A 17,706-nucleotide genomic window follows, 5' to 3' on the forward strand; every position below is an offset into this window, starting at 1 on the left:
TAAACTCTCAAGTCGGGTTCAGCCGCCTGCCTGCCGCACGCGCTCCTGCAAGGCCTGAAGCGCTGCCAGTTGCGCCTCCATCGCGTACATCCGCGCCTCGGCCTTGCGCAGCTTTTCGCGGTCCTCCTCGGCCCGGCGGCGCAGCGACGACCAGCGCGCCAGTCTGCGTCCGCTGTCGAGCAAGGCGAAGGCGATGACATCGACAAAGCCCTTGCGCCGCGGCGCCAATGCCATGTTGCGCGGCAGCGGGGTCAGCGGACCTGTCGGCAGTGGCGCGAATGGCAGCACCGGATTGCCGGGCGCGACAGGCTGCAACGGCGCCGAAGCCGTGCGCGGCGTGGCAGCTTGCGCGTCGGCAGCGGGGTCAGCGGACCTGTCGGCGGCAGAGCGGGTGTGGTCTGAATCCGCCGCATCGGCAAGGCCGGTCAGCCCAAGGGCCCGGTCGGCAAGCGTCGTCATCTCGACTGTCACAGCAGGCGCCACCTCGGCCACAACGGAAGGACAAAGCGGCGCACCATCGTCGCGCGAAGCACCATCGCCATCAACGCCTTCGCACTCGCGGGTGGTCAGCGCGATCCGCGCCCGTGCGGCCGCGCGCCGCGCCGCCTTGCGCGCCGCTTTGCGTCCGGGGGTGCCGATGGGTTTGGCGATGGGCCTGGCTATGGATTCTGCGCCGGTCCCCAAGGCCTCCCCCGCAGCATCGCGCGCAGACGGCTCCGCTGCGGTCGGCGCGGGCGCTGGGGCAGATTTGGCCACCTGGGATTTTGGCATCTGGGCATTGGTCATAGCGGCGACAGCCGGGGCGACCGTGACCGCCGTGATCACCGCGCCACGATGCGCCGGGATGAACAGGTCTGTCGGAAAAGCCGGAGGCTGCGCCGTGCTGGCCCGCAGCATGAAGCCGATTTCTTCCCGCGATGTGCGTGCTTTGTCCTTGTAACCGCCACCCGCGTTCCGGGTGTCGGGAAGCCGTGGCGATGACGCCTTGCGATTTCGAACGGTATGCATCGGCAAGCCCTCCTGGGTCCGTGCTTGACCGATCCTCTCATGTCGCGATTAACCAAGCCAATCCGCCTGATTGCTCAGTATCATTAGCTAGATGCCACTGGATGCACAAACGGGCGCGCCGTGTGGCGCGCCCGTCGTGATGGCTGAACCGGACTGTGCCGCGTGACGCGGCATAGCCTTGATCGGCTGGATTTTATTCTGCCGGAGCGTCCTCGGCAGCAGCCTTCTTGCGCGCCGGAGCCTTCTTCTTCGGAGCGGCGCCCTCGTCGGTCGCTTCCGCTTCGGCAGCAGGCGCGCCTTCGGCGGCGTCGGCAGCGGCGGCCTTCTTGCGCGCCGGAGCCTTCTTCTTCGGCGCCTCGGCCTCAACCGCAGGCGCTTCGCCGGCGTCGGTCGCTGCTTCGTCGGCGATCACCGCCGGGTTGCCGTTTTCATCGGCTTCGATCGCGGCCTGCAGTTCCTCACGCGTCACTTCGCGGGTCGTGACTTCGGCCTTGTCGAACAGGAAGTCGACGACCTTGTCCTCGTACAGCGGCGCGCGCAGCTGGGCGGCGGCAAGCGGTTCGTTGCGGATGTATTCGACGAAGCGCTGGCGGTCTTCCTCACGGTACTGCTGCGCCGCCTGGCGGATCAGCATTTCCATTTCCTGCGCGCTGACGGCAACGCCGTTGGCCTGACCGATTTCCGACAGCAGCAGGCCCAGACGCACGCGACGAACGGCGATCTTGCGATAGTCGTCCTTCTCGGCCTCGATCTCGGCAAGCGCTTCCTCGGGGTTGTCCTCGCGCTGCGCTTCGGTGGTCAGTTGCTGCCAGATCTGCTCGAATTCGGCTTCGACCATCGAGGGCGGAACGTCGAAATCGTGATCGGCGGCCAGCACGTCAAGCAACTGGCGCTTCATCTGGGTGCGGGTCTGCCCGGCAGTTTCCTGCTCAAGCTGGCCGCGCAGCAGCGTGCGGAGCTGTTCGATGCTTTCCAGACCCAGCGCCTTGGCGAAGTCGTCGTTGGCTTCGAATTCCCCGGCAACCTTCACCGCCTTGACGGTGATGTCGAACGTGGTTTCCTTGCCGGCAAGGTTTTCGGCGGGATAGTCGGCCGGGAACGTGACCGTGATGGTCTTTTCCTCGCCCGCGGTGCTGCCGACGAGCTGTTCCTCGAAGCCGGGGATGAAGCGACCGGCGCCCAGTTCCAGCGGGGCGTCTTCGGCGCTGCCGCCTTCGAACGGTTCGCCGTCGAGCTTGCCGACGAAATCGATGATCAACTGGTCGCCGTCCTTGGCAACCGCGCCTTCACCGGCGTCGGCGAACGTCTTCTGGCCTTCGCCGATGCGGGCGACGGCTTCTTCGACCTGTTCGTCGGTCACCGGCACGACCAGCTTTTCAAGCTTCAGCCCGTCGAGCGAGGGAGCGGCGATGACCGGCAGCACTTCGAGCGCCACGGTCAGTTCGGCGTCCTGGCCTTCGGCATAGCCTTCACCCAGCGAAACCGACGGCTGCGTTGCGGGACGCAGGGCCTGTTGGGCCACCAGCGTGTCGAGCGCTTCGCGAATCGATGCCTCAAGCGCTTCCTGATGGATCGCGGGGCCGTGCAGCTTGCGCACGAGGTTGGCAGGCACCTTGCCGGGGCGGAAACCGGGCATGCGCACTTGCGGCGCAACCTTCTTGATCTCACCCTCAATGCGCGCAGCGATGGCGGTGGCGGCAATGGTCACCGTGTAGGCGCGCTTCAGGCCCTCGTTGCTGGTTTCGACGATCTGCATCTTACAAAATCCAACTTTCTTCTTGCGGCGTCGCGATCTGGTCGGGAGCGGAGCCGGGCCTTGACAGCTCTGGTGCGGGCGAAGGGACTCGAACCCCCACATCTTGCGATACTGGAACCTAAATCCAGCGCGTCTACCAGTTCCGCCACGCCCGCATCCGGCGAAAAGCGAAGGCGGCCCCTATCGCAGCCACGACAAAAGGGCAAGCCCCGCTCCCGCACCGGTCTGCGGATGGGCGACGGAGCCTGACCTCAACGCAGATGGAGCAATGTCGCCACCGTGGCCAGCCACCCGGCATTGTGCCGGGACGATGCACCGGCCGCGCCTTGCGCGCCTGCGTCCATGCCCTGCATTCCGCCACATTCGAGGCAATAGGCCTGCATGCCGCCCTGACCCATCAGGCGGTCGAGACCGGCGCTGACTTGCGCCACCAGCGAGCCCTGCATCTGCGCCACGCGCCCGGCCAGATCGGCAGAGGCCGAGGCCGAGGCAGCGTCGCCGTCGGCATCGTCGCCGCCCAGCAGCGCGGTCAGGAAGCCTGAAAACGAATCCTCGTCCTGCCCAAGGAACACGGGATGCCAGGTGGTGGCTCCGGCGCGCTTGGCGGCATAGGCCAGTGCTTCGTCCAGCCCGCCGAATTCATCGACCAGCCCGATCTGCCGTGCCGTGCCGCCGTCCCAGATGCGCCCTTGCGCGATCTTGTCGACCGCCTGCGGGGTCATGTGCCGCGATTGCGCGACCAGTCCGACAAACCGGCCATAGCCCTGTTCGATCTCGGACTGGATCATCGCCTCCATCTGCGGGGTCAGGCCGCCGATCACGTCGGGCTGGCCCGACAGCGGGGTGATGCGCAAGGGATCGGTGCCGATCCCGGCCTTGGCCAGCGTGCTTTCAAAGGTCGGGATGATCGCGAAGATGCCGATCGACCCGGTGATCGTCGCCGGTTCGGCAAAGATGCGCTCGGCCGGAGTCGAAACCCAGTAGCCGCCACTGGCCGCCAGCGTGCCCATCGACACGATCACCGGCAGCTTCTTTGCCTTGATCCGTTCGATGGCGGCGCGAATACGCTCGGCCGCCAGCACCGAACCGCCCGGCGAATCGACCCGCACCACCAGCGCGGCATAGTCCTTCTTGGCCGCCGCCTTGTCGATCAGATCGGCAATGCGCGTGCCGCCGGCCGAGCCCGGCCCCGCTTCGCCATCGACGATATCGCCCGCAACCGTCACCACCGCGATCGCCTTGCCGCTGGTCGAAGGGCGCTTGTCGGCCAGATAGGCCGACAGCCTGGTCGCCTTGAACGCGCCGTCGGGACCATCGGCATCGGCGCCGACCAGTTCGGCCACGCGCTTGCCGAACGCGACCTTGTCACCGATCCTGTCGAGCAGGCCCGCCTGCACCGCAGCCTTGGCAGCATCGCCGCCTGACGCCTGCAACCAGCCGACCGGATCGCCGATCACTTTGGCAAGGTCAGCCTTGGGCCGCGCCTTGTGCACGTTGTCCTGCCAGTTCTGCCACACCGCCGCGAGCACCGCAGTCGTCGCCTGCTTCGCTTCGGGCGAGGAATTTTCGCGGATGTAGGGTTCGACCGCGCTCTTGTAGGTGCCGACCTTGAACACGTGCGCCTTGACTTGCAGGCGATCGAGCAAGGCCTTGTAATAAATCTGGGTTCCGCCCGGACCGCTGAGCATGGCGCCGCCGACCGGATCGATCCACGCCTCGCTGGCATGCGCCGCCAGCAGCAGCGCGCCATCCTGATAGAGCACGCTGCGCACCAGCACCGGCTTGCCCGCAGCCTTGGCCTTGTCGATCGCCGCGCCGACCCGCTCCAGCGTGACCTGCCGCCCGCCGGGGAACTTCTCCAGGTCGATGGTGATCGCCTTGATCCGCGAATCGGTGGCCGCCGTCTCGATCGCGCGGACCACTTCGCGCGCCAGATATTCCTTCTGCGGGGCCGCGCCCGACATCAGCAGCGAAGTGGGATCGAACTGCGTGCGTTCTTCAACCAGCGGTCCGTCCAAGGTGATCGCCAGCGCACCGTCCTTGACCCCGCCGGGTGCTGGCCGCATCGACAAAGCGGCAAACAGCGCGAAAAAGAACAGGAGAAGGAACGCAAGGACGAGGCCGTCCTTGATCGCGACGAGGATCTTCCAGACCGAGCGGGCAAATTTCATGGGGGATATCTACGAAGCTTGCATGGATTGTACCAGCCTAAACACTTGGCAGCGCCCGCCAAGGCACCTAGGGAATCGACTTCGATGCAACCATCGAATCCCCATCCAGATCAGGCTCCGCTTTCCGGTCGTTATCCGGCCGGCGGCAATGCCTTCCTGCACCGCGACCTGACCGGGATCGGCAAGCTCGCCCGGCACGAAATCCTCTATCTGCTCGACGAGGCCGAGCAGTGGGTCGAACTCAACCGCCAGTCGCAAAAGCGCGCCGAAGTGCTGTCGGGCCTGACCATCATCAACGCCTTCTTCGAGAATTCGACGCGCACGCTGCTCAGCTTCGAGATCGCGGGCAAGCGTCTGGGTGCCGACGTGGTCAACATGCAGGCCGCCACCAGCAGCGTGAAGAAGGGCGAAACGCTGATCGACACGGCGATGACGCTCAATGCGATGCGCGCCGATGCCATCGTCATCCGCCACGCCAGTTCGGGCGCGGTCGGGTTGATCGCCGACAAGGTCGATTGCCCCGTGCTCAATGCAGGAGACGGACAGCACGAACACCCGACGCAAGCCCTGCTCGATGCGCTGACCATCCGCCACGCGCTGAACCTTGCGCCGGGAAGCGACCTCAACGGGCTGAAGATCACCATTTGCGGCGATATCCTGCACAGCCGGGTGGCCCGCTCGAACATCCTCAGCCTGACCGCGCTGGGTGCGCAAGTGCGGGTCTGCGCGCCGCCCGCGCTGATGCCGGCCGAGATCGAGACGATGGGCGTGACCCCGTTCCACGACTTCGACGCCGCGCTCCATGGGGCCGAAATCGTGATGATGCTGCGGCTTCAGCAGGAACGCATGCAGGGCCAGTTCATCGCCTCCCCGCGCGAATACCGCCATCTTTACGGGCTGACGCTCGACCGGCTGGCAAAAGCTGGCGCGGGCGCGCTGGTCATGCACCCCGGCCCGATGAACCGGGGCATCGAGATCGACAGCCAGGTGGCCGATCACATCAGCCGCAGCCTGATCACGCGGCAGGTGGAAAGCGGGGTCGCCATCCGCATGGCCTGCCTTGACGTGCTGACCCGCCGCGCGCGCGGTGTTCCCGGCTGGGAACCGCTGGCAGGAGACGCCATGTCAACGGGAGAGAGGGCATGACCCCGCGTCCGCTGACCATCATCAACGGCCGACTGGTGCTGCCCGAGGGCGCTCCGCAACCGGGCGCATTGCGCTGCGAGAATGGCCGGATCGTCGCGCTCGGCGCCATCGCGCCTCAGCCCGATGACGAAGTGTTCGATGCGCGCGGGGCGCTGATCGCCCCAGGCCTTGTCGATCTGGGCGTCTTTGCGGTGGACAAGCCCGCGTTCCATTTCGGCGGGATCACCCGCGCCGCGCTGATGCCCGATCAGGGCCCGCCGCTCGATCACCCGGCGCGGGTGCGCTTTGCCGCGCAATCGGGCAAGCCGGACATGTGGATCCACCCGCTTGCCGCCGCCACCCGCGCGCTTGAGGGTGCCGAAATGGCCGAAATCGCGCTGATGCGCGATGCCGGAGCCCGCGCGGTCGCCACCGGCCGCCGCTGGATCGGCGATTCGGGGGTGATGCTGCGGCTGCTGTCCTATTGCGCGATGCTTGACATGGTGGTCGTGACCCATGCCGAGGACGCCGGGATCACCGGGTCGGCTGTGGCAACGGCGGGCGAAATGGCGACGCGGCTGGGCCTGCCCAGCGCACCTGCGCAAGCCGAAGCGCTGGCAGTGGCGCGCGACATCGCGCTGGCCGAACTGACCGGAGCGCGCATCCATTTCCGGCAGGTGACGACGGCGCGTTCGCTCGATCTGGTGCGCGCGGCCAAGGCGCAGGGCTTGCGCGTGACCGCCGGGGTGACGCCTGCCCACTTCATGCTGTCTGACCTTGAAATCATCGATTTCCGCACGTTCTGCCGGATGTCGCCGCCACTGCGCTGCGATGCGGACCGGCGCGCGGTGATCGCCGCGATCGCCGATGGCACGATCGACGTGATCGCATCGGGCCACGATCCGCGCGGGCCCGAGGACAAGCGCCTGCCCTTCGTCGATGCGGAGCCCGGCATGGCGGGAGCCGAAACGCTGCTCTCGCTGACGCTGACGCTGGTGCGTGACGGTCACATCGATCTGGCGCGCGCCTTTGCCCTGCTTGCCGCCAACCCGGCGCGGCTGCTGAAAGTGCGGGCTGGCGTGCTTGAAACCGACGCCGAGGCCGACATCGCGATCATCGACGCCGAACGCCCGTGGGTGGTCGATTCGGACCGGATGGCGGCCAGCGCGGGCAATACCCCGTTCGACCGCAGGCCCGTGGAGGGCCGCGTCAACGCGCTGTTCAAGGGCGGCAAGCGGATCGACTGATCCGCCGCCGCCCGTGTTTGCAGGTTTGGTCTTACGGGTTGCGCGCGAAGCGGGCAGGCGCCGGTGCGGTGATCGCAGGTGCCGCCGGTTCGTGCGCGGCGGCCATCACCAGACAGGCGCCACCGCGTGACCGGACCGATCCGCACACGCTGCGCGCCGAAGCAAACCCGGCAAAGCCCGCCGCCTGAACCCGCCAGAATTCGCGGCCATGCACGGTCGCGCGGGCGATCACGCTGCGATAAGCGGCAAGATTGGGGTCACGCGCGACGAAGTGCCGCCAGGCGCGACGCGCTCCGCCGGGGGTGGCGAAAGCGCCAAGCTGGACCACATGCGTGCTGCGTTCGGCCGGAGCCGCAACCGCGACAGTGGCCACTGCGGATGCGCCGGATGCGCCGGATGCGCCGGACTTGACGCCAGCCGTGGTGCCAACGGCGCGAGCCACGGGCGCTTGCGCCGCGATGACGGGGGCAGCACCGGCGCGTGCGGCGATCATCTGCACGCCGCTGGCCGGTGCCGCTGGCGGCAGGGTGCCAGCGAGCGGTGCAGTGCGGGCGGGCGGCGCAGTGCGAGCGGGCGGCAGGTCGATCGCGGCAAGCTGCGCGCGCGGCGCAACCGACGATGCATCGGCAACCGCAGGCGCCGCGATGGCTGCACCGCCGACGGGCGGCAGTTCGCCCACGGCGGCCTTGGCCAGCGCGGCTGCCTTGCGCGGGTCGCTACCCTGATCGGCGGGTGCCGGCTCGGCGGTGGAGGGCGCCGGAGCAGCGGTTGCAGCGGTTGCGGTGGCCGATTGCGGTTGGCTGCCAGCAGGCCGGAAATTGGCAAGCGCCAGCGCCGCGGGCTGGCCCGGATCGTTGCGCACCGGCGTGCCCAGCAGGGTCGCCACGCGCAATTGCGCCTTTTCGGGTCCGGCCAGCGCCGCCCATGACCTCAACCGCGCGTCGAGCTGGTCGGCAGGCACGTCCTGCGCCGCCATGATCCCGGCCTCGCGCCAGCTACCATCCAGCGCATAGGCCAGCGCAAGGTTCTGGCGCACCTTGGGGGTGTTTTCGCCACCACGCAGCAGGTCGGTCAGCAGCTTGGCACCCCGCCCGGTCTGCCCGGCCAGCGCCAGCGCCAGTCCCAGATCGCGCGCCGGAATCGCATCGGAATACGTGTTCAGGGTATCGACCGCCTCGTTCCCGCGCCCCAGCGCGACTTGCGCCAAGGCCAGACTGAGCGCCGCCTTGCCGCCGTCCTCGCCCAGTTCCATCGCGTCGTCATAGGCCGCGCGGGCCGAATCGAAGCGCCCTGCGCGCAAGTAGGCATTGCCCAGCAACAGGCGATAGGCAGGGTTGCGTCCATCGGCAGCGACCGCCTGTTCGGCCAGCGCCACGGCCTTGTCCACCTGCCCGCCCTGCAGCGCCTGTTCGGCGTTCCGGGCAAACTTGCCGGGACGCGGCGCAGCGCTGCTGCAACCGACCAGCAGACCGGCCGCAAGCGCCGTCGTCAGACACAGGCTGGCAAAACGGATCGGGCGTAGCGAGGTAATGAGCTTGGTCATCGGAACGTGCCTTAAGGATCGGGATTCGGGTGGGATCAGGGTTCGATACTTGCGACCGGCGCGATCGATTCGAGGCCGGGAACGGTGGCCAGCAAATGGTCGATCGCTTCGGTGATGAGCACTTGCGCGCTGCGGTCGGCCAGCATGCAGGCCAGCCGCAACCGGCGGTGCCGCTCGGGCGCGATGCGCAAAGTGAACGCCGCCGCCCGCTCGCGCAGCGGAACATCGGCCGGGGGCCTGGCAAGGCCCGCCACCGGCAATGCGGGTGCCACGGGTGCTTCGGTAGCGGCAGCCACATCGAGCAGGCGCTGGATGTCCTCGACCGTCAGCGGGCGCGGGGAAATACGTTGTGCCGGGCGCGCGCCACCCTTGCGGGCAAGCAGGGCCGGGGTCAGCGCAGCGTACGAGTGCGGCAGGGTGATCACGGCAGCCACTCCTTCACGAACCGGCGACACGGCGGCCGAAGCCACCGGGGTGAACCGCGCCGCCCGCAAGTCCGGGGACCGCGAACACGGTGCGGCGGAAATTCTTTTCGAGCCGCTCGGACACATACGTCCACAGCGCGGCCACTTCGGCGGCGGACTTGCTTGACGGATCGACCTCCATCACCGTGCGTCCGTCGATCATCGAGGCGGCAAAGTCGGTCCGGTGATGCATCGTGACCGGCGCGACAGTGCCGTGCTGGCTGAGCGCGACGGCGGCTTCGGCGGTGATTCGCGCCTTGGGCGTGGCGCCGTTGACGACGAAGACCAGCGGCTTGCCCATCCGGTCGCACAGATCGACGGTGGCGCCGACCGCGCGCAGATCGTGCGGCGAGGGGCGGGTGGGCACCAGCACCAGTTCCGAAACCGCGATCACCGCCTGAATGGCCAGCGTGATGGCGGGCGGCGTATCGATCACGGCAAGGCGAAAGCCCTGCGCGCGCAAAACCTGCAAATCTGCCGCCAGACGGGCCACGGTGGTCTGGGCAAAGGCCGGGCTGTCGGCCTCGCGCTCGTTCCACCAGTCGGCCAGCGAACCTTGCGGGTCGATGTCGATGATCACCACGGGTCCGGCGCCGGCGCGGTGCGCCTGCACGGCAAGGTGGCCCGACAGGGTTGTCTTGCCCGAGCCTCCCTTTTGCGATGCCAATGCCAATACGCGCAAAGCTGATCCCCGAAACATGAACGGTCATCGCAAAGAATTGCAGAACACCGTCAAATTTTGGTTAAGCATCGGACCGGCGGTTGCCTTTCGCATTGGCGCTGCATGGCAAAGTGCCCGGCCAGTCGTGTGGAATGGACAATGCACAGAACCACATGATCGCCGTAACTACGGTGATTGGCCCGACGATATTGGACATGACCTTGGCTACGGCTTCGTTTACCATGAGGTGATATCCTTAGGTCGGCACCGCAGGATTCAGGGGCGGAGCACAGATGCGCGAAGTTCAGGGCTTTACGATGGGACAAGTGTTGGCAGCGTACGGACTGAAACTTGCCGCCATCGGGGCGGTGCTTTTGCCGATAACCGCCCATGCCGACGTCAAGGCCGGGGTCGATGCATGGAGCAACGGCGACTTCACCACTGCCGTGCGCGAATGGCAGGGCCCGGCGGCAAAGGGCGATCCCGATGCGCAGTTCAATCTGGCGCAGGCCTACAAACTGGGGCGCGGCGTCCCGCTCGACCTGACGCGGGCCGAAGCGCTGTACTTGTCAGCCGCCAAGGCCGGGCACGCCCGCGCGGCCGACAACTATGGCATCCTGCTGTTCCAGACGAGCCGCCAGACCGCCGCGATACCCTGGCTGAATGCCAGCGCCGAGCGTGGTGAGCCGCGCGCGATGTATGTGCTTGGGATTGCCGCGTACAACGGCGATTTCGTCGCGCGTGACTGGGTGCGGGCCTATGCCCTGATGACCCGCGCCGCCGCCAGCGGGCTGCAGCAGGCGGTGACCAGTCTGGGCGCGATGAACGAGGCGATCCCGATCGAACAGCGCCAGCAGGGCGCGGCTTTGGCGCAGGAACTGGAGCGACAGGCCGAAGCGGTGCGCAGCCGCCAGTTCGCCGCAACCGACCTTGGCGTCGCGCCGAGCGCTGCCGCTGCGTCGCGCCCGGCCGCACCCGCCGTATCCGCTGCTGCATCGGGCGCACCGCGCGCCTTGCCCACGGTCGCGCTGCCGCCTGCACAAACCGCCCCCGGACCGATTGCCAGTGCTGCGGCCAGCGCGGAGGACGACGCACCGCCCCGGGCTGCACCTGCGCCCCCGCCTGCCCCCCCGCCTACCCCTGCGTCGAGGTCCGCACCGGCGACTGCCCCCCGGCTTGCTCCCTCGGCATCGACCGGCACCTGGCGCATCCAGTTCGGCGCGTTTGGGGTGAAAGCCAATGCCGATGCGCTGTGGGCGCGCTTGCGCGTGCGGCCCGAAGTCGCCGGGCACCCGCGCAGCGATGCGGGCAGCGGCGTGACGCGGTTGATGGCGGGCGGGTATTCGGAAGCCAGTGCCGAGCGCGCCTGTGCCACGCTCAAAACGGCGGGCTTTGCCTGCATGGTGATCCGCCCCTGACGCCGAGGAACTGTCCACGCTGCCGAGGCCGCCTAGGGAGCGGCGGTTTCCGCTTGCGGGTGGCGCGGGGTCAGGATCAACACGCCCTCCTCCACCCGCCAGCCCTTGAGCCGCGACAGGAAGTTCATGCCCAGCACGTTCAGCCCGCCGGTCGTCGGGGTGACGATGGCGTCCATGTCGCGCGCGACGATCGAGCCGAAGCGCACTTCATCCAGCCGCGCCATCCGCGCCTGAACCGCCCCGTTGGCGGTGCGAACCGTCACCGGCAGGCTTAGCGGATCGGGCTTGAGCCGGGCCGCATCGGCGCTTTCCTGCGACAAGGCGGTCAAGGTGGCGCCGGTATCGACCATGAACCGCACGCGCGCGCCGTTCACCCGCGCCGCGATCCAGTAATGGCCGTCGCGCGCCAGCGGCACCCGCGTTTCCCCTCCCGCAACGGTCTGGGCAGGAGTGCTCAGCGCCCCGCCGAAATCCCTGCCAAGATCGGTGCCGAGATTATCGCCAAGCCCGTCCAGCCCCGGCTGTTCGCGGACAAACCGCAGCACGGCCAGCCCGAACACCACCAGCAGGATCAGGTTTCCGGCCAGCCGCAGCGGCGCGCCCAGCAACGGCAAGGGGCGGCGGATCGCGCTGCCGACCACGCTCAACGCGATGGCGACCAGCGCCGCCACCACCAGCGGGGGCAGGCTGAGCAGCCAGGGGACGGCGGTTTCAAGATGGCGGTACAGCGAATCCATGCTTGCTGCGCCTAGCACGTCCGGCCTTGCCCTGCGCTGACGCATCATCCGATGGCCAATCTTAAGGGTTATGCGGTATGGAGCGCGGACCAGAAAGGAACCGCATGCCCGCCCGCTCTCCGCTCGACCGATTCCGCAAGCGCTGGCTGGTGCCGGGCCTTGGGCTGATCGCGGCGGGACTGGCGATCATGCTGGCGTTCAGCGTCGGCACCGATCTGGCGCGCACCGTCTGGAGCGGCCAGAGCGCGGCGACCGATGCGGCCGTAGCGGACTCCGCCCCACCACCCCCACCTCCTGCAGCAGCGTCTCCCCCACAGGCGCCCGCCCCGGCCACGCCGCCCGCGCAGGCCCCGTTCGTGGTCAAGTCGATCCTGTCGATCCCCGGCCCGATCAAGTTCGGCCAGTTCTATTGGGACGAATCCAAAGGTGAGCCCGGCCCGGTGGTGATCACCGTCGATCTTGAGGCGCGGGTGCTGTCGGTGTTCCGCAACGGGCACGAGATCGGCGCGACCGCGATCCTGAAAGGCTATGGCGACAAGCCGACCCCGCTCGGCATTTTCCCGATCACGCAGAAGGACAAGGACCACGTGTCCTCGCTCTACGATGCGCCGATGCCCTACATGTTGCGGCTGACCAACGATGGCGTGTCGATCCACGGCAGCAAGGTGGAAATCGGCTATGCCACCAACGGCTGCGTCGGCGTGCCCAATGAATTCGCCAGGCGGCTGTTCGCCGTGGCCAGTCTGGGCGACCGGGTGATCATCACCGACGGCAAGCGCATGGGCGTGGGCGACCCGATCATCGCGACCGGATCAGCCACACCAAAGTCCTGAATTTTGCGACCTCAGGCCCGCTCCCCTCAGGCCAGTCCCTTGCCGGTGTCCAACCGGCTGGCATCGCCGACGCTGCTGCCGCCATCGACATCGAGGATCGCCCCGGTCACATAGCTGCCCGCCGACGTGGAGAGGTAGACCGCCGCCTCGGCAATCTCGAAACAGGTGCCCCAGCGCTTCATCGCGATGCGGGCATAGTGCGCCGCGCGGGTGGTTTCGTCGGGCGCCAGCCGGGCCATCCCCTCGGTATCGGCGATCGGGCCGGGCGAGATGCCGTTGACGCGCACGTCAGGCCCCCATTCGAGCGCCAAAGTGCGGATCAACTGGTTGATCCCGGCCTTTGCCGCGCAGGCATGGGCCTGCATCGCCATGGCGTGTTCGGCTTGGCCCGCGGTGATCGCGATCAGCGAGGCGCCCGGCAGGTTGAGCAGATCGTGGCAACCGCGAAACACGTTGAAGGTGCCGATCAGGTCGATATCGACCACCGCGCGGAACGCATTGGCCGACATGCCCAGCACCGGCGACAGGAAGTTGCCCGCCGCGCCCGAGATGACGATATCGAACGCGCCCAGTTCGCCGCGCACCTCCTCCATCGCCGTGCGGATCGCGCCATAGTCGCGCACGTCGGCGGTGCGGTACACCGCCTTGCCCGAACCGTCCCCCTGCCCGCTGGCGGCGGCGACTTCGGCACAGGCGGCGGCGGCCTTTTCCGGGTTGCGCCCCAGAATGCCGACATTGGCGCCCAGTTCGGCAAAGCGTTTGGCAATGCCCAGATTGATGCCGCTGGTCCCCCCGGCAATGAACGCGACTTTGCCGGCAAGCACATCGGAGCGGAACGGAGAATCGGTCATGCAGGCATCCTCGCGGCAAGTCGTTATCGTTAATCGCCCGATTAAACCGACAGCAACGCGGATGCAAGCGCCCGTCAGAGCAAGTCGAAACCGTCGCCCAGCAGGCTGCGCAACTTGTCGAGCGCCTGCGCTTTCAACTGGTGGACCCGTGGCACGCTGACTTCGAGCACATTGGCGATTTCGGCCAGATTGAGCTCCTCGACGAAGTACAACTGGATCACCATCTGCAGGCGCTCGGGCAAGTCGGCGATGGCGCGGGCCACCACCGCGCGGGTTTCGTTGTCGGCAAGGATGGCGAAGCTGTCGGGCCGGTCGTCGGCATAGGCCATGTCGGTTTCGGAGTAGGCGTCATCGATCGCCTCGAACCGCAAGGGCTCGCTCGATGCGCGGATTTCGGCCAGTTCGTGCGGGCTGATCCCCATCGCTTCGGCCAGTTCCACTTCGGACGGATTACGCCCGAGCGCCGATCCCAGCGCCATGATCTGGTCGCGCAGCACCTTGCGCTTGTCCGACGCCCCGCGCGACATCGGCGTGATGCGGCGAACCAGATCGACCATCGCGCCGCGCACGCGCAGCTTGGCATAGGCGGCAAAGCCATCCTCGGTCGGGCCGGAGTGCTTGCGCGCGCATTCGGTCAGCGCCACCAGCCCGGCTTGCACCAGATCTTCCAGTTCGATGCCCACCCGGCCCGAACCATGGACGTGCCAGGCCAGACGGCGAACCATCGGCAAGAAGCGGCGGATGCGGTCGGCCGTGTCGTCGCGATAGGCGCGCGCGGCGGCGAAAGAGCGGTGTTCGTGGTTCATGCGGCAAGGCCTTCGGCATACGGCTCAAGGTGATCGTCGGAAGTGGGGCCGCCATGGGTTGCGCGGCTCTGGTCGGTCAGTTGCGCGACCGGCGGGGGTGGCTCGCCGCCGATCACGTCGAGCACCTCGATCGGCTGGGTCGGCGGCAGTTCGGCGATCGACAATACGATGCAGCCCGGCGCCCGCACCCGCATCAGCGCCGCCAGTGCCCGCCGTGCCCGAGGCTGGACGATCAGCGCGATCGGCGGCGCGCCGGGGCCACGCTCGGCCACGATCATCGCGATGCGCTCGCCGATGCTGCGGGCAAGGTCGGGCTCGATCACCGGCTGCCCGGTGGTCGGATCCTGCAGCCCCTGCACGATCATCTGTTCCAGCCCGGCGTCGAGCGTCAGCACCGGCAGACGCTCGTTGGGCGGGCAGGCGCGCGCCACGATCATCCCGCCAAGGTCGGCGCGCAGCAGGTCGATCATCCGTTCGTGCTCGGTCGTCTGCAGCACGGCGCGGCCGATCGCGGCGAGGATCGGCAGCGGATGGGCGATCGAGATGCCGTCCTCGAGCAGCGCCAGGAACAGCCGGGTCAGCGCGCCCAGCGACAGCGGATTGGGGTGGATCGTCTCGACCAGCCCGCCTGCGCGTTCGCGCACGCCATCGATGATCGCGCGCACTTCGTCGGGGCCGAGCAGCGCCTGCGGCCGTTCGCCCAGCAACTGGTTCAGGTGGGTGGCGATGACGGTTCCGGCATCGACCGTCAGGAACCCTTCGGCGATGGCGTGGTCGCGCGCGGCAGGCTCGATCCACAGCGCCGGGCAGCCGAAGCTGGGATCGCGCGTCGGTTCGCCGCGCAAACCGTGATCGGCGCGCGCCTCGCCTGCGTCGATGGCAAGGATGCGGTCGGGGCGGATGGTCGCGGCACCGATAGCCACCCCGCCCAGCACGATGCGATAGTCGCCCGGCGCCAGTTCGAGCGAATCGCGCACGCGGAACTGCGGCACGATGAAACCGAAGGCCTGGCTCAATTGCTTGCGCACGCCGGTGACGCGCGCGACCAGCGGCGATCCGCGCTTCTCGTCGACCAGATGGACCAGCCCATAACCCAGTTCGATGGTGACGAGCGTGTGGTCGGACACGTCCTCAAGCGTGATCCGCTGCGGATCGACCGGTGGCGCATCTTCGACGACGACGGCGGTTTTCAGGCGCTCCGCGCGCTTGCGCAGCGTCCACCACAGCCATGCGGCAAGCGCCGCTGCCGGCAGGAACACGATCTGCGGCATCGCCGGGATGGCACCGATCGCGCCAAGGATCACCGCCACCGGCAACCACGTGGCGGGGTTGGCGAACTGGCCGCCGATCTGCCCGGCAAGATCGCGGCTGTCCGATACGCGGGTGACGATCACCGCCGCCGCGATGGACAACAGCAGCGATGGCACTTGCGCCACCAGCGCGTCGCCCACCGCCAGCGTGATGTAGCGCTGGGCGGCTTCCTGCGCGGTCAGGCCATGGCTGATCATGCCAAGGCAGAACCCCGCCAGAATGTTGACGCCCAGAATCAGCAGCGCGGCGATGGCATCGCCCTTCACGAACTTGCTGGCACCGTCCATCGAGCCGTAAAAGTCGGCCTCGGTCGCCACTTCCACCCGCCGCGCCTTGGCCTCCTCGGCCTTGAGCAGCCCTGCGGCAAGATCGGCGTCGATGGCCATCTGCTTGCCCGGCAGCGCATCGAGGGTGAAGCGCGCCGACACTTCCGAAACGCGCCCTGCGCCCTTGGTCACCACCACCAGGTTGATGATCATCAGGATCATGAACACGAACAGGCCGACCGCGAAATTGCCGCCGATCAGGAATTCGCCGAAGCTTTCGATCACATGACCGGCCGCGGCGCCGCCGGTATGGCCATTGACCAGCACCACGCGCGTCGATGCCACGTTGAGCGACAGGCGCAGCAAAGTGGCGAACAGCAGGACCGAGGGGAACGACGAGAAGTCGAGCGGCTTGGCCGCATTCATCGCCGCCATCAGGATCGCGACCGACAGCGCGATGTTCAGCACGAAGAACACGTCGAGCAGGACCGCCGGGATCGGCACGATCATCAGCACGATCAGCATCAGGATGCCGGTCGGCAGGGCAAGCGCGGAGGGGCTGACGTAGCGCCTGAACATGGCGATCACAGACCCATCGCCCGCAGTCGGCCATAGGCGGCGCGGACATGCGCTGGGGTGGATCGCGAATCGGACAGGGCGAAGGAGCTTGCCAGCGTATCGGCCATCGAGGCGGTGGGTACGGGCGCGGCACCGGCCATCGCCGTGCCCGCGGTTGCGGCTGAGGCGTTCGCCGTGGCCGCCGCGGCGTGGAATTCGCGCGCCAAGGGGCCGCCAACGCTCGATGGCGGGCGTCTGGCCGCTGCCAGCAGGGCGGGGTCGAAGTCGGCAAACGCGGTGTCGAAGCCGTCCGGCAAGCCCGTGCCGGTTCCCCCGGCCGCAGCCAGCCGCCCGCGCAACAGCTCCATGACCTGGCCAAGCGAACGCGCGCCCCCGCCATCGAAGAAAATGCCACGGTTGGCCGCAGCCGCCTTGGGCAGCAGTGCCGCCGCGCTTTGCCCCGGATCGGCTGCCAGCGCGGTCAGGAACCGGCTGGCGCCATCGCCCCCCAGAAAGTGCGCGAGGTACAGTTCCGCATCGTCGGGTTCGCGCCCGAGCGCGCCCGACAAAGTGGCCCGGTTGTCGTTGGCCAGCTCCCCGGCCATCAGTGCCGACAACTGCGGATCGTCGCGCAACGCCAGCAATTGCTCGCGCATCGCCGGATCGCGCACGCGTCCGCTGCTGATCGCCTGGCTGGCCCAGTCGAGGCCATAGCTCGCCGCATGCCGGTCGAGCGTGCGCAACCAGGTGGAGCCGGTGAACTGGTACAGCCCCCGCGCGCTTGACGTGGCCGCACGCGCCGAGGGGTTCAAACCGGATTCGAGCCGGGCCTGCGCCAGCAGATAGGCAAAGTCGTTGCCCGTCGCGCGCGCGGCCGTGGCGATCGCGGCGCTGACAGGCGTTGCAGGCGCAGATGCTGCGGCCACCGATGATGCAGACGCAGATGGCGCA

At 68.0% G+C, this 17,706-nt stretch carries 16 protein-coding genes and 1 tRNA gene; 4 read left to right on the top strand and 13 right to left on the bottom strand.

Annotated elements, in window-relative coordinates; all coding sequences use genetic code 11:
* Positions 1-18: 18 nt before the first annotated feature.
* The 4 genes from LDN95_RS10060 to sppA all read right to left on the bottom strand — a co-directional run bounded on the left by LDN95_RS10060 (position 19) and on the right by sppA (position 4,935).
* Positions 19-1,008 (bottom strand): hypothetical protein, encoded by a 990-nt coding sequence (locus LDN95_RS10060; RefSeq protein WP_226017541.1) that lies wholly within the window; start codon positions 1,006-1,008, stop codon positions 19-21.
* A 193-nt stretch (positions 1,009-1,201) separates the two neighbouring features.
* On the bottom strand, positions 1,202-2,764 hold the full coding sequence (gene tig / locus LDN95_RS10065; RefSeq protein WP_226017542.1) for a trigger factor: 1,563 nt from the start codon (positions 2,762-2,764) through the stop codon (positions 1,202-1,204).
* Positions 2,765-2,834: 70 nt separating this feature from the next.
* Positions 2,835-2,919 (bottom strand) — tRNA-Leu (locus LDN95_RS10070).
* 96 nt (positions 2,920-3,015) lie between these two features.
* Positions 3,016-4,935 (bottom strand): signal peptide peptidase SppA, encoded by a 1,920-nt coding sequence (gene sppA, locus LDN95_RS10075; protein WP_226017543.1) that lies wholly within the window; start codon positions 4,933-4,935, stop codon positions 3,016-3,018.
* Between the two features lie 84 nt (positions 4,936-5,019).
* Here sppA and LDN95_RS10080 point away from each other — a divergent pair, with 84 nt between their 5' ends.
* Positions 5,020-6,081 (top strand): aspartate carbamoyltransferase catalytic subunit, encoded by a 1,062-nt coding sequence (locus LDN95_RS10080; RefSeq protein WP_226017544.1) that lies wholly within the window; start codon positions 5,020-5,022, stop codon positions 6,079-6,081.
* Entirely contained in the window at positions 6,078-7,307 is a 1,230-nt protein-coding gene (locus LDN95_RS10085) for a dihydroorotase family protein (RefSeq protein ID WP_226017545.1), read from the top strand. The genes LDN95_RS10080 and LDN95_RS10085 overlap by 4 nt, the downstream gene beginning before the upstream one ends.
* A 31-nt stretch (positions 7,308-7,338) precedes the next feature.
* On the opposite strand, the gene LDN95_RS10090 is transcribed toward LDN95_RS10085, so the two are convergent.
* From LDN95_RS10090 to LDN95_RS10105, 4 genes are all read right to left on the bottom strand, one after another.
* Positions 7,339-8,850 (bottom strand): lipopolysaccharide assembly protein LapB, encoded by a 1,512-nt coding sequence (locus LDN95_RS10090; protein WP_226017546.1) that lies wholly within the window; start codon positions 8,848-8,850, stop codon positions 7,339-7,341.
* Between the two features lie 35 nt (positions 8,851-8,885).
* On the bottom strand, positions 8,886-9,275 hold the full coding sequence (locus tag LDN95_RS10095; RefSeq protein WP_226017547.1) for a hypothetical protein: 390 nt from the start codon (positions 9,273-9,275) through the stop codon (positions 8,886-8,888).
* Between the two features lie 13 nt (positions 9,276-9,288).
* The gene (locus tag LDN95_RS10100; RefSeq protein ID WP_226017607.1) at positions 9,289-9,996 is read right to left on the bottom strand and encodes a ParA family protein; all 708 of its coding nucleotides are present in this window, start codon (positions 9,994-9,996) and stop codon (positions 9,289-9,291) included.
* A gap of 61 nt (positions 9,997-10,057) precedes the next feature.
* Positions 10,058-10,219, bottom strand: a complete 162-nt coding sequence (locus tag LDN95_RS10105) for a hypothetical protein (RefSeq protein WP_226017548.1) — start codon at positions 10,217-10,219, stop codon at positions 10,058-10,060.
* Between the two features lie 49 nt (positions 10,220-10,268).
* Between LDN95_RS10105 and LDN95_RS10110 the strand changes: the two genes are divergently transcribed.
* Positions 10,269-11,393 carry an SPOR domain-containing protein gene (locus LDN95_RS10110; RefSeq protein WP_226017549.1) on the top strand — a complete coding sequence of 375 codons (1,125 nt, stop codon included), beginning with the start codon at positions 10,269-10,271 and terminating at the stop codon, positions 11,391-11,393.
* 32 nt (positions 11,394-11,425) lie between these two features.
* Here the strand turns inward: LDN95_RS10110 and LDN95_RS10115 are convergent, their stop codons facing one another.
* Complete coding sequence (locus LDN95_RS10115; RefSeq protein ID WP_226017550.1) at positions 11,426-12,130, bottom strand: TIGR02281 family clan AA aspartic protease; 705 nt, start codon at positions 12,128-12,130, stop codon at positions 11,426-11,428.
* Between the two features lie 104 nt (positions 12,131-12,234).
* Here LDN95_RS10115 and LDN95_RS10120 point away from each other — a divergent pair, with 104 nt between their 5' ends.
* Positions 12,235-12,963 carry a L,D-transpeptidase family protein gene (locus LDN95_RS10120; protein ID WP_226017551.1) on the top strand — a complete coding sequence of 243 codons (729 nt, stop codon included), beginning with the start codon at positions 12,235-12,237 and terminating at the stop codon, positions 12,961-12,963.
* Between the two features lie 26 nt (positions 12,964-12,989).
* Here the strand turns inward: LDN95_RS10120 and LDN95_RS10125 are convergent, their stop codons facing one another.
* The 4 genes from LDN95_RS10125 to LDN95_RS10140 form a co-directional block, all read right to left on the bottom strand.
* Positions 12,990-13,814: an SDR family oxidoreductase gene (locus tag LDN95_RS10125; RefSeq protein ID WP_226017552.1), complete on the bottom strand. Its 825-nt coding sequence runs from the start codon at positions 13,812-13,814 to the stop codon at positions 12,990-12,992.
* A gap of 74 nt (positions 13,815-13,888) precedes the next feature.
* The gene (locus tag LDN95_RS10130) at positions 13,889-14,620 is read right to left on the bottom strand and encodes a sigma-70 family RNA polymerase sigma factor (RefSeq protein ID WP_226017553.1); all 732 of its coding nucleotides are present in this window, start codon (positions 14,618-14,620) and stop codon (positions 13,889-13,891) included.
* Complete coding sequence (locus tag LDN95_RS10135) at positions 14,617-16,776, bottom strand: flagellar biosynthesis protein FlhA (RefSeq protein WP_226017554.1); 2,160 nt, start codon at positions 16,774-16,776, stop codon at positions 14,617-14,619. Before LDN95_RS10135 ends, LDN95_RS10130 begins: the two co-directional genes overlap by 4 nt.
* Before the next feature lie 5 nt (positions 16,777-16,781).
* A complete protein-coding gene (locus tag LDN95_RS10140; protein ID WP_226017555.1) occupies positions 16,782-17,681 on the bottom strand; it encodes a lytic transglycosylase domain-containing protein in 900 nt (299 codons plus the stop codon).
* Positions 17,682-17,706 lie beyond the last annotated feature (25 nt).

The organism is Novosphingobium sp. FKTRR1, assembly GCF_020404405.1.
Classification (GTDB): domain Bacteria; phylum Pseudomonadota; class Alphaproteobacteria; order Sphingomonadales; family Sphingomonadaceae; genus Novosphingobium.

Excerpts from the sequence above, each read along its gene's own strand:
- LDN95_RS10060 (WP_226017541.1), bottom strand. The coding sequence starts at position 1,008 with ATGCATACCGTTCGAAATCGCAAGGCGTCATCGCCACGGCTTCCCGAC.
- tig (WP_226017542.1), bottom strand. The coding sequence starts at position 2,764 with ATGCAGATCGTCGAAACCAGCAACGAGGGCCTGAAGCGCGCCTACACG.
- LDN95_RS10080 (WP_226017544.1), top strand. The coding sequence starts at position 5,020 with ATGCAACCATCGAATCCCCATCCAGATCAGGCTCCGCTTTCCGGTCGT.
- LDN95_RS10125 (WP_226017552.1), bottom strand. The coding sequence starts at position 13,814 with ATGACCGATTCTCCGTTCCGCTCCGATGTGCTTGCCGGCAAAGTCGCG.
- LDN95_RS10115 (WP_226017550.1), bottom strand. The coding sequence starts at position 12,130 with ATGGATTCGCTGTACCGCCATCTTGAAACCGCCGTCCCCTGGCTGCTC.
- LDN95_RS10110 (WP_226017549.1), top strand. The coding sequence starts at position 10,269 with ATGCGCGAAGTTCAGGGCTTTACGATGGGACAAGTGTTGGCAGCGTAC.
- LDN95_RS10105 (WP_226017548.1), bottom strand. The coding sequence starts at position 10,219 with ATGGTAAACGAAGCCGTAGCCAAGGTCATGTCCAATATCGTCGGGCCA.
- sppA (WP_226017543.1), bottom strand. The coding sequence starts at position 4,935 with ATGAAATTTGCCCGCTCGGTCTGGAAGATCCTCGTCGCGATCAAGGAC.
- LDN95_RS10120 (WP_226017551.1), top strand. The coding sequence starts at position 12,235 with ATGCCCGCCCGCTCTCCGCTCGACCGATTCCGCAAGCGCTGGCTGGTG.
- LDN95_RS10130 (WP_226017553.1), bottom strand. The coding sequence starts at position 14,620 with ATGAACCACGAACACCGCTCTTTCGCCGCCGCGCGCGCCTATCGCGAC.
- LDN95_RS10090 (WP_226017546.1), bottom strand. The coding sequence starts at position 8,850 with ATGACCAAGCTCATTACCTCGCTACGCCCGATCCGTTTTGCCAGCCTG.
- LDN95_RS10085 (WP_226017545.1), top strand. The coding sequence starts at position 6,078 with ATGACCCCGCGTCCGCTGACCATCATCAACGGCCGACTGGTGCTGCCC.
- LDN95_RS10135 (WP_226017554.1), bottom strand. The coding sequence starts at position 16,776 with ATGTTCAGGCGCTACGTCAGCCCCTCCGCGCTTGCCCTGCCGACCGGC.